Raw genomic sequence first — 15,195 nt, forward strand, 5'->3', positions numbered from 1 at the left:
ACAACGCTACGCGTTCCCAACATCCTGACACGACAAACAAACAATAATTAATAACTTTATAAAAATAACTGTCAACCTTTTTCAGGACGGGTCATTTTTGTGTCATTTTTAACAAATTTTCAATCAACTCATTATCAGTTAATTAATGTAAAATCTTGTTTCATTTTGTTTCACCCTGTTTCTACAATTCACTCATTATAAAATAGTTAAGCCAAAATGTTGTTTCACTTGTTTCATCTGTGTCACACACGCGTGAAACAAACACGCTAAAACGCAAAAGGTCCCGGCCATAACAGCCGGGACCTTTACTATTTCAGCTATGTCGACTAGATATAACGGTTGATCAGGTTCTCCATATACTCTTGTTTGCCACTGATGGTCTGCGGCTCGCCGCTTTCGATGGCGTACTGGCGCAGGTCTTCTAAAGATAGTTTGCCGTCTTCAAAGGCCTTACCCTGACCGCTGTCAAACGAAGCGTAACGGTCCGTCCGTAGCTTCTTGTAGTCTGATTTCTGCAGGATGTTATCGGCAGTGATCAAGGCACGGGCAAAGATGTCCATCCCTCCAACGTGGGCGTAAAACAGGTCGGCCTGATCGGTAGAGTTACGGCGGATCTTAGCATCAAAGTTGATGCCCCCACCCTGCAAGCCACCGGCCTCCAAAATGATCAGCATAGACTCGGTAAGCTCGTTGATATCATTAGGGAACTGGTCGGTATCCCAGCCATTCTGCATATCGCCACGGTTAGCGTCTATAGAGCCTAACAGGCCGCTATCTGCAGCCACCTGCAACTCATGCTGAAACGTATGGCCGGCAAGCGTAGCGTGGTTAACCTCGATGTTCAGCTTAAAGTCGTTCAACAAGTCGTACTTCTGCAAGAAGCCCAGAACCGTTGCCGAATCGTAGTCGTACTGGTGCTTGGTAGGCTCGCAGGGTTTAGGCTCAATGAAGAACGTGCCTTTAAAGCCCTGCTTGCGTGCATAGTCCTTAGCGGTATGCAGGAAACGGGCCAGGTGCTCCTGCTCGCGCTTCATGTTAGTGTTCAACAGGCTCATGTAACCCTCACGGCCACCCCAGAACACGTAGTTCTCGCCACCTAGTTCAATAGTAGCGTCAAGTGCAGCCTTTACCTGCGCCGCGCCATGGCTAAGCACATGGAAATCGGGGTTGGTAGCGGCGCCATTCATATACCGCTTATGCGAAAACAGGTTGGCTGTGCCCCAAAGCAACTTAACGCCGCTATCGGCTTGCTTTTGCTTAGCGTAGTCAACCAGTGCTTGTAAGCGACGGTCGTTTTCGGCAATGTCGTTACCATAGTCAACCACATCCACATCGTGGAAACAGTAGTATGGCAGGTTCATCTTCGTTAAAAACTCAAAGGCCGCGTCCATTTTGTCTTTGGCACGCTCAACGGCGTCCGCCTTCTTGTCCCACTCAAAGACATGTGTGGGCCCGCCAAACGGATCGCCACCATTACCCACAAATGAGTGCCAGTAAGCCCCCGCGAAACGCAGGTGCTCTTTCATCGTTTTCCCGGCTATTACCCTCTCCGCGTCATACCAGCGAAAAGCCAGCGGGTTATCAGACTCAAGGCCTTCGTACTTGATTTGGCCAATTCCTTTAAAAAATTCTGTGTCGCCTGTTATTACTTTCATAATTGTTTGATTTCACTGATTAGTTGATGATTCCACCGATCTGGTTGCATTAGCACAGATCAACGGTTATGTATATTACTTAGTTTTCAATTGCTTGTTTAAAAGTTCTTTCCACTCTTGGTAAACAGCTTCAAAAGCAGCTGTGGCTGTTGGTTCTATGAGTTGTAGCGGCTTAGCATCATTAAACGCTTCCTTCGGCGACGCGAAGACACCTGAACCAATGCCCGCACCTAAAGCCGCCCCTACGCTGCCATCGTTATTATAAAGCTCAACCGGTATGCCGGTGGCATTAACAAAGGTTTGCGCAAACAGGTCGCTTAAAAACAAGTTGGCCCTGCCGGCACGGATAACGTTAGGGCTCATACCGTTTTCGCGCATAATGTCAACGCCATACCTAAACGCACAAGCAATACCTTCTTGAACCGCGCGGAAGATGTGTGCGGGTGTATGCAGGTTTAAATCGATATAATGAAAATGCACCCCCACCTGTTGGTTGTTCAGCATCCGCTCGGCACCGTTACCAAACGGAAGGATGCGTAAGCCATCGCTGCCCATTGGCGCTTTGATTGCCTGCTCATTCATTTGCTGATAGCTTACCGAGGAACCAAACAAGTTCTTTGTCCAGCGGTATAAGCTGCCGGTACCATTGATGCACAGCAATACGCCCAGGCTCTTTTGCTGACTGGTGTAGTTAACGTGTGCAAAGGTATTAACACGCGATTGCGGATCATATGTCAGCTCGTCGCTAACACCATAGATGACACCCGACGTACCTGCCGTAGCAGCCACCTCGCCGGGGCTGAGCACGTTTAATGATAGCGCGTTATTGGGCTGATCGCCGGCTTTATAAGCTACGGGGATACCTGTCTTTAAACCCAACTGCTGCGCCATGCTTGCAGACACGCCGCCATGATTTGAAAACACAGGCTGTACCCCTGGGAACAGGCGCTCGCTGAAACCATAGTGATCTATAATGGCTTTGGATATGCTGTTATTCTTAAAATCGAAGAAAACACCTTCAGACAAGGCAGAGATCGATGTAGTAATCTCGCCGGTCAGCTTCATGGCAATGTAGTCGCCTGGGAGCATGATCTTGTCTATCCTATCGTATATGGCTGGCTCATTTTGCTTTACCCATGCCAGCTTGCTTGCTGTAAAATTGCCCGGCGAATTAAGCAGATGAGACAGGCAGTAGTCATGACCTAGCTTGTCAAAAGCTTGTGCGCCCAGTTCTACCGCGCGGCTATCGCACCAAATGATACTATCACGCAGCAAATTTTGATCTTTGTCAACCAGTACCAGCCCGTGCATCTGGTAGGCAATGCCAATGGCGGCAATGTCTTGCGGGTTGTACTTTTTAGTACTATTACATTTGTGAATGGCCTGTTGCACCTGCTCCCACCACATATCCGGCGACTGCTCGGCCCAACCCGGTTGCAAAGCCGTTATAGGCGACTCAATATCCGGATACTGCGCCGATGCTACAGTTTGTTGCGTAACGGCATCCACAACTGATACTTTTACAGACGAAGTGCCTATATCAATTCCTAATAATAGCATGCTATTGATAGATAAGTTTGTATTAAAATTGGTTTACAGCGGTTTGAATTGCTGGCTGCAAATTAATTGTTTTTACATACTTAATGTATAAAATACACTATTAATTTTTGCTGATGTTGTAATTGATTTGGGTTTTATGCTTGTTGATGTTAAAATTGTTTAAAAGAATGCCAGTATTATTGCGCTGCTTCAATGCTTTGTAATTTCTTTGATGGTATTAAAAACACACGCCCTGATCTGGAGGTTATAAGTTAACTTTACTTGTAAATTAACAAAGATGAAAAAACTGATACTTGCCCTGATATTTACCGTTGGTTTTGCTGTAACCGGCAACGCACAAGACAAGCCAATTACCCCGGCAAATTATAAAGAAAACGCCGGCAAAGTAGTTACGCTTTGTGATACGGTCTATACTGTGAGGATCTTTAGTGATACCTTAACGTTGCTTAATATGGGCGGCGCTTATCCTAAGCAAAAATTTACCATCGCTATAAAAGGAAACAAACTGCAGATGGATTGGGCAAACCTGAAAAAGAAACACCTTTGTGTAACCGGCACTTTAGAGCTATTTAAAGGCACCTGGCAAATAGTAGCAGCGCAGCCAAACGAGATTACCGTAAGCAAATAAGCAGCTTCAAATTTCAGTTTAACTTCCTCATTATTGGGGCACCGTAAAGTGCAGGCAAATAAAATTGCAACAATCCCCCATATATTTTGGCAAAGCGTGATTTAAAGTTTATAATTGCCCAACCAATTATAAATTTTTATCAAATGAATAGGCTGACAAACGGCGACTGGATAGTTTTCGCAATTTACTTTGTTGTAGTTGCATCTTACGGATTATGGGTTTATTGGCGCAAGCGTTCCGCTGAAGCCGGATCAAAAGATTATTTCTTAGCAGAAGGTTCATTAACCTGGTGGGCCATCGGTGCATCATTAATAGCCTCAAACATATCGGCAGAGCAATTTATCGGCATGAGTGGCTCGGGCTTTAAAATGGGGCTTGCCATTGCTACCTACGAATGGATGGCAGCAGCTACCCTGATAATCGTAGCCATCTTCTTCATCCCCGTTTATCTTAAAAATAAGATTTTCACTATGCCGCAGTTTCTTAACCAGCGGTACAATGGTACGGTAGCTATGATTATGGCCATTTTTTGGCTATTGCTTTATGTTGTCGTAAACTTAACTTCTATATTATACCTAGGAGCCCTTGCGGTAAGCGCAATATCCGATGTTAGCTTAACGGCGTGTATTTGGGGCATGGCAGTATTTGCCGTGATTATCACCCTTGGTGGTATGAAGGTTATTGGCTATACCGACGTTATCCAGGTATTTTTCTTGATACTAGGCGGTTTAGTGACTACGTATATTGCTGTCAACTTGGTGGCAGAGCATTACGGGCAAACCGGTGTATTAAATGGTCTTAACATTATGAAAGACCAAGCCGGCGATCACTTTCACATGATCTTTAAAAAGGATAATGCAAATTACCTAGACCTACCGGGTTTAAGTGTATTAATTGGTGGTATGTGGATAGTTAACTTAAACTACTGGGGCTGTAACCAATACATCACCCAGCGTGCTTTAGGTGCCGATTTAAAGACTGCCCGTGGCGGTATTTTATTCGCTGCTTTCCTGAAATTGTTAATGCCGGTTATTGTGGTATTACCGGGTATAGCCGCATTTATTTTATACAAACAAGATGTATTTAGTTTCCACGATAAAATGATGGTAGCCGGCGAGGTTAATCCCGACCGCTCATATCCTATCTTGCTTAACTTACTTCCGTCAGGGTTAAAAGGACTGTCGTTCGCAGCATTAACTGCGGCGGTTGTCGCTTCGTTAGCCGGTAAAGCAAATAGTATTGCTACTATATTTACGTTGGACGTTTATAAGAAAGCTAATCCTAAGATGTCTGATAAGAAGATGGTTGTGGTTGGTAAAATAACCGTTTGTGTTGCTATGCTGATCGCCATCCTGATCTGCCGTCACTTAGGTATCGACAAAAAAGGTGGTTTTCAATACATACAAGAGTATACGGGCTTTGTGTCGCCGGGTATATTTGCCATGTTTATACTTGGTTTCTTTTGGAAAAAAACTACTTCAACCGCAGCTTTGTTTGCAACCATTGGCGGTTTCATCCTGTCAGTTGGCTTTAAAGTGTTGCCAACCTACGTTAATCTTGCCGGTTTAGAGCCTTACGGTTTCGCGGTAAGAAACGCGGCCGGCGTTTACGAAATGCCATTTATTGACCGCATGGGCTTTGTATTCCTAATTTGCGTTATAGGGATGTACATCATATCTATGATTGAAAACGCCGACGGCAAAAAGGTAAATGGCCTTGAAGTTGACCCGAGCATGTTCAAAACATCAAAAGGCTTCGCAATAGGTACGCTGTTAATTAGCGGTATATTGGTAGCATTATATTCAATGTTTTGGTAAGAAATTAAAACCTCACATACTAGTCCCGGCCTATAAACCGGGACTTTTTATTTAAACGACATCGCATCCTCCGTCAAAAAATGTTTATTTGTATCGGATAACGTCTTCATATTATGATACCTGATTTAGAACAAACCTTCCGTTGGTACGGCCCTAATGATGCCGCCACTTTACAAGCTATAAGCCATACGGGGGCCACCGGCATAGTCAACGCGCTTCACCATATCCCTACCGGCGAAGTGTGGAGCCTTGAAGAAATTCAAAAACGTAAAGCGATCATTGAAACCGGTGGTTTCAAATGGTCTGTTGTGGAAAGTGTTAACGTACACGACAGTATTAAAATTGGCACTGCAGACCGCGATCGTTATATCGGAAACTACATAGAAACGCTTAAAAATCTATCTGCCGCAGGCGTAACCGTAGTGTGCTACAACTTTATGCCCGTGTTGGATTGGACCCGCAGCGATATTGATTATCGCCTTCAAAACGGAGCTTCGGCATTACGCTTTCATGCACCTGCCTGGCGGGCTTTTGATCTGTATATACTGGAGCGACCCGAAGCAACTAATGAGTTTACCGCGGAAGAGCAACAGGAAGCAAAAGGATATTTAGACACCCTTAGCGCCGACGAAATAACACTGCTTACCAATAACATGATGGCTGGTTTGCCGGGCACCAAAGATGTGCTCACGGTTGAGCAATTTAAAGGTTTTTTAAAGCGCTATGCGGATGTTAACACCGCTAAGCTTAAAGCCAACATGGCTTATTTCCTGCAGGCCATTATCCCTGATGCTGAAAAATTGGGCATTAAGATGTGCGTACATCCTGACGATCCGCCTTTCCCTATATTTGGTTTACCAAGGATTGTATCTACGGAACATGATTTGAACGAGGTAGTAAACGCTGCCCCGTCGCAAAGCAACGGTTTAACCTTCTGTACCGGCTCCTTAGGCGCCCGTGCCGATAATGATCTGCCAGGTATAGTTGAACGCCTTGGACAGCACTTTCATTTTTTGCACCTGCGTAATGTAAAGCGCGAGGCTGACGGGAGTTTTTACGAAGACAGCCACCTTGAGGGCAGCACAGACATGTACGCCGTAATGAAGGCACTGATATTAGAACAACAAAAAAGACAAGCAGCCGGCCGTACGGATATTACCATCCCTATGCGCCCGGATCACGGGCATAAGCTTTTAGACGATTTTAACCACGATACCTTTCCAGGATACTCAGTTATTGGTCGTTTGAAAGGATTAGCAGAATTACGGGGGTTGGAATTGGGGATTAAAAGAAGTTTATAAGAACGTGGTTTGTACTTTTTGTCATTTCGAACGAAGAGAGGAATCTATACCTTATCAGTAGCTCGCGTACAGACTTCTCTCTTCGTTCGAAATGAAGCCTTGTTGGGTGGGGAATGACTTAATTTCCTCAAACAATACGCCTGTTTACTCCTTTTATAGGCAACGCCATTACAAACGCGCCGTATTATAATATGCCTCATATAGCAGCAACAGCTACCATTAATCTTCCTTACAAAATCGCTCAGCAAGATGTAAAACAACAGGCTCATGATCTGTTTTCGGCAAACTTTCCGCAAACAGACAGGTTGATCTTTGCCTTTGATAATACCGAGATAGTTACCCGAAATTTTTGCAAGCCATTATCCTATTACGCTGAGCCAAATACCTTTGAGCAGCGCAATAATGATTACATTGAAAACGCGCTGAAATATTCAGTGCAGGCCATCGAAGATTGCATAGCAAAAGCAGGCGTAACCGGAGGGGATATTACAGATATCTATTTTGTAACAACCACCGGCTTGGCTACACCAAGTATCGACGCTTTGATCATTAATCAAATGCAACTTAACCCACATGTTAACCGCAGTCCGCTTTGGGGTTTAGGTTGTGGTGGTGGCGTTTCTGGCATGGCTAAGGCATGCACAACGGCTAAGGCAAACCCCGATGCGGTGGTGTTATTAGTGGCTGTAGAATTATGCTCATTAACCTTAATCAAAAGCGACTACAGCAAGAGTAACTTCATCGGCTCAAGCCTATTTTCGGACGGTATAGCGGCAGTAATTATAAAGGGCGACAATCATATCCCGACGGGTCACAAAATTGGTTTCATAGCAGCCAGCAGCAAATTGTATTATAATTCACTTGACGTTATGGGCTGGGAGTTTAAGGATACCGGCTTTAAGGTGCTTTTCTCTAAAGATATCCCTACCTTCATCAATGAAAATGTTAAAATAGATATCACTGAATTTTTAACCAGACACCAGTTACAGCTAAGCGATATTAAAAATTTTATTTTTCACCCGGGCGGTAAAAAAGTATTAGATGCTTATACCAATGCGCTTGGTGTTGAAGGCGACTTTTTAAACAAAACCCGTGCAGTGATGAACGATAATGGTAACATGAGCAGCGCCACAGTGCTTTATGTTTTAGAACGATTTATGATTGACGATTTTGAAGATGGCTACGGTCTAATGATGGCTATGGGCCCTGGCTTTTCGAGCGAAATGGTATTGTTAAAAATGACGAATTAATAAACAAATGTATTTTATCATATTCATTTCGCTGTTAATCCTGCAGCGTCTATCCGAGCTTTACATATCGCGCCAAAACGAAAAATGGCTACTGGCAAATGGCGCCGTGCAATACGGGCAATCGCACTACCCATTTATGGTAGGCATGCACACTGCATTTATCATATCACTTCTTTTCGAATACAACTGGCGGAGTGGCACAAATATAAGTTGGGGGTTTTTAATCGCGTTTTTATTGGTGTTAGCTTTTAAATTTTGGGCGCTCTCATCATTAGGAAAATATTGGAATACCAAGATCTATCGCATACCTAATGTTTATCCCGTAAAAAAAGGACCATATAAAATTTTCAAGCACCCAAATTATATGGAAGTAGTTTGCGAGATAGCCCTTATCCCGCTGGTCTTTGGACTTTTTTTTACAGCCATAATATTCACCCTGCTTAACGCCGCAATGTTGTATGTAAGGATAAGTGCGGAGAATAAAGTGTGGGCTGAATAAGCAACAGAGAACAGCTATTTAATTATCCGCTAAGTCCTCGCTATTTCTTGATTTTCCTGTACGGTAAGCCAAATAATAGAACAGCAAAAATGCGCCGAAACCTAATAAAACCTCCGGCTCATTCAGATACGGAAAAACGGGAATAGCGTAATAAACCGAGAAGGCAAACGCTGCAAGGGCTAACAGGGTACACAAGATTGATATCAATCTTTTCATTTAAATCAGAGTTAGGGTACTCGGGACTAAAAGGGTTGCAACTAATTAATTATCAGAGACAACACTGTAATTTAAATGAAATAATTATCCAATCAAAAAAACTTCGTAAAATTTAACTGTAGGTTTTAGTTAGCCAATCGTGTGACGAAAATATTTTCGACATACGATTGACCAACCTACAAACAGCTTAATTAACACGTTTAAAGACAGCTGCAGCCAACGGAGATAAGGTAATTCGGATAGAGTTATCTTTGCCATGCCAGTTCACCAAATCGCTTTGTATAACTTTTTCATTGCTAATCCCGCTACCCCAATACTCTTGTTTATCTGAGTTAAAAATCTCTTGCCAGTTTCCCCCGGCAGGCACACCCACTCTGTAATTAGTGCGCGAAACTGGAGTCATGTTTAACACTACTACCAGATCGTTTTTAGCATCGTGACCCTTGCGTACAAATACCACTACAGAATCATTAGCGTTGCCGCCATCAATCCACTCAAAACCCTCCGGCGAAAAAGCTTTCTCGTACAAGGCCGGTTCTGATTTATACACTTCGTTAAGTGCTCTTACGGTCTCGCTTATACCTTTGTGATTAGGGTATTCAGTTACGTGCCATGGCATGGCGGTTTGATAGTTCCACTCTTCGCCCTGGCCAAATTCACTACCCATAAACAGTAGCTTTGCACCAGGGTGCATAAACATGTAACTATACACTAAACGCAGGTTTGCAAATTGCTGCCATTCGTCACCCGGCATTTTGCGCAGCATTGATCCCTTACCGTATACTACCTCATCATGACTGAAAGGCAACATAAAGTTTTCGGTAAAAGCATATATCAGACTAAATGTTAACTGGTTATGATGATATTTTCTGTTAATAGGATCTTCGCCGAAATATTTAATGGTATCGTGCATCCAGCCCATCATCCATTTCATACCAAAACCTAAACCGCCTGCAAACACCGGGCGGCTAACGCCACTAAATGAAGTTGATTCTTCGGCAATAGTTTGTACATCGGGAAAATGCGCGTAAACCGCTTCGTTAAATTCTTTTAAAAACGCTATAGCTTCAAGGTTTTCGTTACCACCATATATATTTGGCTCCCACTCGCCCACCTTACGCGAATAATCAAGGTATAGCATAGATGCAACCGCGTCTACACGTAAACCATCAACATGGTACCTATCTAACCAAAATAGCGCGTTACTGATCAGGAATGCCCTAACTTCGTTACGACCATAGTTAAATATATACGATTTCCAATCGGGATGAAAACCCTTGCGCATATCTTCGTGCTCATACAAATGCGTACCGTCAAAGTTGTACAGTGCCATAGCATCACCGGGGAAATGCGACGGCACCCAGTCCAGAATAACGCCAATGCCTTCCTGGTGAAAACGCTCTATCAACAGCATTAGCTGCTGTGGCGTACCATACCGCGATGATGCCGCGTAATAGCCGCTGACCTGATACCCCCAACTTGGATAATAAGGATGCTCGGCTATCGGCATAAACTCTACATGGGTAAAGCCCATGTGCTTAACATACGGCACCAGTATATCTGCCAATTGTTCATAGGTATAAAACTCATCGGGCTTCTCAAAGTCGCGCGCCCATGAGCCTAAATGCACTTCGTAAACAGAATAGGGCTTGTCAAGCGCGTTATGCTGATAACGGGTTGACATCCATTTACTATCGTCCCATTTATAAAAGGTATCGGCCACAATTGAGCCTGTGCGTGGCGGCACTTCCCAACGCAAAGCAAAAGGATCGCTTTTCTCCAAATCTTCGCCTGTACTTGAGTTGATGAAGTATTTGTACACCTCGCCCACCCCTACATTGGGTATGAAACCCTCCCAAATGCCTGAGCCATCCCAACGAATATAAAGCGGGTGAGAGGCATTATTCCAACCATTAAAATTAGCTATGACCGATACATAATGCGCATTTGGCGCCCAAACTGCAAAATAGGTACCTATCACGCTATTATGCTGCACCACATGCGAGCCCAATTTTTCATATAGCTTATAATGTTTACCTGACTGAAAGAGGGCGATATCAAAATCCGTAAAACGACTATACGGAATAACCGCTTTAAACTGATCGGATATCGAAAGATCGGAAATAGGTGCCCCAACTTTCCTGACAGCCGCTGTTGCCTTGGTAGCTTTTGGCGTAGTAGCTTCAGGCTTGCTTTTAGCAATTTTTGTTTTAGTAACTTTTACAGATGTTGCGTCCGCAGATTCGGGTATGGTAGTAGTTTTTTTTGCCATGATGGATAGCCTCTCGGGGCATTTAGATTTAACTCAGGTAAGTTAATGAGTTTTGTTTATAACAACCAAATATAGCATTATTGTTTGCCGCGAGGCAATAATAATAGTGATGTATTTAAGGTTTCGCCACCCTTTGCAATACGTCGCTATGCTCAGAATTAGCAAATAAAAAGAGCCTCACGAAAACTCGTGAGGCTCTTATATTATAATACTAGCAGCTCAAAAAGAGTTAGCCTTATTGTATCTCTATCTTCTTAAAGGTTTTGCTGTGTTTAAACTCAAGCACCTTATCATTTACGGTAAAATCAGTAACAGGTTTACCATCAACAATAATCTCTGTGACGTTAAACGGCAAGCCGGATACGGCAAAAGCGTAAGTTTCGTAACGTGGTGTATATAAGCCTTCCATGCTTTGCTGTATGGTGTAGCTGGTTTTGCTGCCGCTTACCGCAAACTTCTTTTCAGAATAAATGTCCTGCTCATAAGCAAAAGTTTCGCCATAATCTTCAAAGAAGAAGGAGTTCGCTTCTGTCTCAATATAATAGCAGTTTAGCTTAACTTCCTCTATTTCCTTTTCACCAACGTACTGCATCACCGGGTACTCTGGTATAACAGAGCCAGCTTTAACAAAGATCGGGATAGTCTCTAAAGGCGTTTCTACTTCGATCTCTTTACCCCCATCAACAACCTCTAATGTCCAGAAATTATACCATTTGCCTACCGGTAGGTAAACAATACGGCTTTTTTGCCCTGGCTCCAGTACCGGACAAATCAATATCTTATCGCCATAAGTAAATTCATCCTGGCGGAAGTAGTTGTCAGACTCGATCTGCTCCTGCATTACTATAGGCCTTAATATTGGAAAACCATAACGGTGGTGCTCCCAAAATGTCGAATACAGGTAAGGGATCAGTTTGTATCTTAGCTCAATAAATTTACGATTAATGGCAGTGTATGGCTCACCAAAGCTCCATGGTTCGCGTTCCTTAGTATCGCCGGCGGAGTGTGCACGCATAAATGGCGCAAAGGTTCCCAATTGTATCCAACGGGTAAATAACTCGCCGTCAGGCTCGCCGCTAAAGCCACCAATATCAGTACCGCAGAACGGCACCCCAGACATTGACAAACGTTGTAACTGGATGTTGCCTAACTTTAAATGCTCCCAGGTAGCCACGTTATCACCAGTCCATACAGACGAGTATCGTTGTACCCCCGAATAGCCCGCGCGGGTTATGGTAAACGGACGCTTGTTCTTCATGATTTTACGCAATCCTTCGTAAGTTGCGCGTACCATTTGCATGCCGTAAACGTTGTGCGCCTTACGATGCGACCCACGATAGCCGTCGTATTGATGGCGAACATCGTCTGGGAACGTGCCCGTACCAAAAACAGCCGGCTCATTCATATCATTCCAAACACCGGCGACACCGGCATCAACTAATCCCTGAAACAAACCACCCCACCACTCTCGTACTTCAGGGTTGGTAAAGTCCGGAAACTGGCAACGGCCTGGCCACACATGGCCTTCCATAAAGTAGTCGTCGCTTCGGCGGCAAAAGTATTTATTCTCTTTGCCTTCTTTAAATACCCAATAATTATCATCTACACGTATTCCAGGGTCAATAATTACTACAGTTTTAAAGCCATCGTCGGCCAATTCCTTTACCATTTTCACCGGATCAGGGAAATACTTTTTATTCCAGGTAAAACAACGGTAGCCATCCATATAATCAATATCCAGGTAAATACCATCACATGGGATTTTCTGCTCGCGGAACGTCGTAGCTATTTTACGCACTTTATTCTCTGGATAATAACTCCAGCGGCATTGGTGATAGCCAAAGGCCCATAACGGTGGCATTGGATGCGTACCGGTAAGTTTATGGTAGTTTTTAACCACGTCCATCATATGCGGGCCGTGGATATAATAATATTGCATTTCGCCACCGTCAGCCCAAAAACTGGTTTTATTGCTCTCTTCAGCGCCAAAATCAAAATGCGATTTAAACGTATTATCAAAAAAGATACCGTATGATATGCCTTCGTTAATGCTGATATAAAAAGGGATAGTACGATAGATAGGATCCTGATTCCATTGAAACGAATATGCATCCGTGTTCCAGTTTACAAAGCGTTTGCCTCTTAAATTAAGGTCGGTAGGTTTATCACCTAAACCAAAAAAGGCCTCTTTAGGGGCACTGTCTTTGGTACAGAAAACGTAGTATCCACCAGCGGCCACATTTTCCTCCCAGTGCATTGGCACAGCGTCAGCGTTGGTTACAGTACCGTCAGCGTCAGAGAACGATATAAAAAAATCGGCTTTGCGGATATGACAATTAATAATACCCGTTGATACCCTAAACTCCTGATCGTTTTCAAACAAGGTAAATGCGGTTGCCTCTTGCGGAACTTTTGGTACTCCATAAGAGAACTCGTCAAGAAAAACACCATGCGGCGCCAATCTAATCCGAATAATCTCGTCTGTAACTACAACAAGCTCAACCTTAGCCTCGCCATCTGTAAAGAAAAACTTACTTCCAATTTGGTCTGCATGGTTGGGTACACCTAAATATTTTTTTATTATTGGTTTCAGCCCTATAATGGGGTTATTGACGTGCTGCACCAAATCATCTTCTTCTGTAACCTTATTTAATTGCGGGTCTAATGTATTGTCTTCCATATATAACTAAAATTCGATCTTTGCTTGCAAACCAATTCGGCAGCAGACTCAAAAACCATCACAAATGCCTGTTTCAACAGCTAATAAACGATTTTATTTTAAATAATTAAGCGACATTGAGTGCTAAAAGATTGACAAATGTGAAAAATTATGAATGTCATAATTTTGGGTACTACATTATAATCAAATGGCAATCAGGGCTAATCATAACTATGTGCGCTTTAGCAAATTTGGGTCCACAACAGTACAAACTAGTTGTCAATTATTGACTTTACCTGCCCAAGCTTGCTAATCTGCCTGTCCTCAAGCTATCTTTGCCGTAATGAAGCCCGATAAAAAACATGTATTTTCTGTCACTAACTATAATGAGTTTAGTACAGAGGCTTTAAAAATATTCAGGCATCAGGCAATAAATTGCACCGTGTATGGTGATTTTATTTCCGGACTCGGGGTTGAAGCTGATTTGATAACTCAGGTCGATCAGATCCCATTTTTGCCTATCCAGTTTTTTAAATCGCGACGTATTTTAAGCGCTAATGATGATATACAAGTAAGTTTTACCAGTTCAGGTACTACAGGCGTAATAACCAGCAGCCATCATGTAACCGACGTAACCTGGTACGAGGAAAGCTTCCAGCGTGCTTTCTCTTTGTTTTATGGTGATATAACTAGCTTTACCATACTTGCCTTACTGCCGGCTTACTTAGAACGGCCCGGCTCATCGTTAATTTACATGGCGCAGGACCTGATTACGCAATCAAATAACCCGAATAGCGGCTTTTACCTTTATAATCATGATGACCTGCATGCGCAACTGCTTCGCCAGCAGGCATCAAAAAAGCCGACGCTATTAATAGGCGTAACCTTCGCTCTGCTGGATTTTGTTGAACAGTACAAAATGAATTTCCCCGAGCTTATTGTGATGGAAACCGGTGGCATGAAAGGCCGCCGTAAAGAAATGATCCGCGAGGAACTGCACACCATTTTATGCGATGGCTTTGGGGTTGATGCCATACATTCAGAATATGGTATGACAGAACTATTATCGCAAGCCTACTCAAAAGGCGAAGGCATATTTAACTGTCCGCCCTGGATGCGCATACTTACGCGAGACACCAACGATCCGCTTAGCTCAACTACGCAAAGTAAAACCGGCGGGATAAATGTCATTGATCTTGCCAATATCAATTCGTGCTCATTTATAGCTACGCAAGATTTAGGCAGGGTTTATGCTGATGGAAGTTTTGAAATACTGGGACGTTTTGACAATGCTGATATCCGCGGGTGTAATTTGCTTATAGCTTAGTCATCAAAACA

11 protein-coding genes are annotated in these 15,195 nt (G+C 43.4%); 6 read left to right on the forward strand and 5 right to left on the reverse strand.

Annotated elements, in window-relative coordinates:
* Positions 1 to 326 precede the first annotated feature (326 nt).
* A complete protein-coding gene (xylA, locus tag ACFSYC_RS16080) occupies positions 327 to 1,655 on the reverse strand; it encodes a xylose isomerase (protein ID WP_377129661.1) in 1,329 nt (442 codons plus the stop codon).
* A 75-nt stretch (positions 1,656 to 1,730) separates the two neighbouring features.
* On the reverse strand, positions 1,731 to 3,215 hold the full coding sequence (locus ACFSYC_RS16085; protein ID WP_377129663.1) for a xylulokinase: 1,485 nt from the start codon (positions 3,213 to 3,215) through the stop codon (positions 1,731 to 1,733).
* A 277-nt stretch (positions 3,216 to 3,492) separates the two neighbouring features.
* On the opposite strand from ACFSYC_RS16085, the gene ACFSYC_RS16090 reads away from it, so the two are divergent.
* From ACFSYC_RS16090 to ACFSYC_RS16110, 5 genes are all read left to right on the forward strand, one after another.
* Positions 3,493 to 3,843: a hypothetical protein gene (locus ACFSYC_RS16090; RefSeq protein WP_377129665.1), complete on the forward strand. Its 351-nt coding sequence runs from the start codon at positions 3,493 to 3,495 to the stop codon at positions 3,841 to 3,843.
* Between the two features lie 143 nt (positions 3,844 to 3,986).
* Positions 3,987 to 5,660 (forward strand): sodium/sugar symporter, encoded by a 1,674-nt coding sequence (locus ACFSYC_RS16095; RefSeq protein WP_377129667.1) that lies wholly within the window; start codon positions 3,987 to 3,989, stop codon positions 5,658 to 5,660.
* Positions 5,661 to 5,773: 113 nt separating this feature from the next.
* Positions 5,774 to 6,961: a mannonate dehydratase gene (uxuA, locus tag ACFSYC_RS16100; RefSeq protein WP_377129669.1), complete on the forward strand. Its 1,188-nt coding sequence runs from the start codon at positions 5,774 to 5,776 to the stop codon at positions 6,959 to 6,961.
* 191 nt (positions 6,962 to 7,152) lie between these two features.
* A complete protein-coding gene (locus ACFSYC_RS16105; protein ID WP_377129671.1) occupies positions 7,153 to 8,211 on the forward strand; it encodes a type III polyketide synthase in 1,059 nt (352 codons plus the stop codon).
* Between the two features lie 7 nt (positions 8,212 to 8,218).
* The gene (locus ACFSYC_RS16110; protein WP_377129673.1) at positions 8,219 to 8,710 is read left to right on the forward strand and encodes an isoprenylcysteine carboxyl methyltransferase family protein; all 492 of its coding nucleotides are present in this window, start codon (positions 8,219 to 8,221) and stop codon (positions 8,708 to 8,710) included.
* A gap of 18 nt (positions 8,711 to 8,728) precedes the next feature.
* Here the strand turns inward: ACFSYC_RS16110 and ACFSYC_RS16115 are convergent, their stop codons facing one another.
* The 3 genes from ACFSYC_RS16115 to ACFSYC_RS16125 form a co-directional block, all read right to left on the reverse strand.
* Positions 8,729 to 8,926 (reverse strand): hypothetical protein, encoded by a 198-nt coding sequence (locus tag ACFSYC_RS16115; protein WP_377129675.1) that lies wholly within the window; start codon positions 8,924 to 8,926, stop codon positions 8,729 to 8,731.
* A 187-nt stretch (positions 8,927 to 9,113) separates the two neighbouring features.
* A complete protein-coding gene (glgB, locus tag ACFSYC_RS16120) occupies positions 9,114 to 11,198 on the reverse strand; it encodes a 1,4-alpha-glucan branching protein GlgB (RefSeq protein WP_377129677.1) in 2,085 nt (694 codons plus the stop codon).
* A gap of 235 nt (positions 11,199 to 11,433) precedes the next feature.
* A complete protein-coding gene (locus tag ACFSYC_RS16125; RefSeq protein WP_377129679.1) occupies positions 11,434 to 13,878 on the reverse strand; it encodes a glycoside hydrolase family 31 protein in 2,445 nt (814 codons plus the stop codon).
* A gap of 322 nt (positions 13,879 to 14,200) precedes the next feature.
* Here ACFSYC_RS16125 and ACFSYC_RS16130 point away from each other — a divergent pair, with 322 nt between their 5' ends.
* A complete protein-coding gene (locus tag ACFSYC_RS16130) occupies positions 14,201 to 15,184 on the forward strand; it encodes a LuxE/PaaK family acyltransferase (protein WP_377129681.1) in 984 nt (327 codons plus the stop codon).
* Positions 15,185 to 15,195: the final 11 nt, after the last annotated feature.

This window comes from Mucilaginibacter antarcticus, from assembly GCF_042686155.1.
GTDB lineage: Bacteria > Bacteroidota > Bacteroidia > Sphingobacteriales > Sphingobacteriaceae > Mucilaginibacter > Mucilaginibacter antarcticus.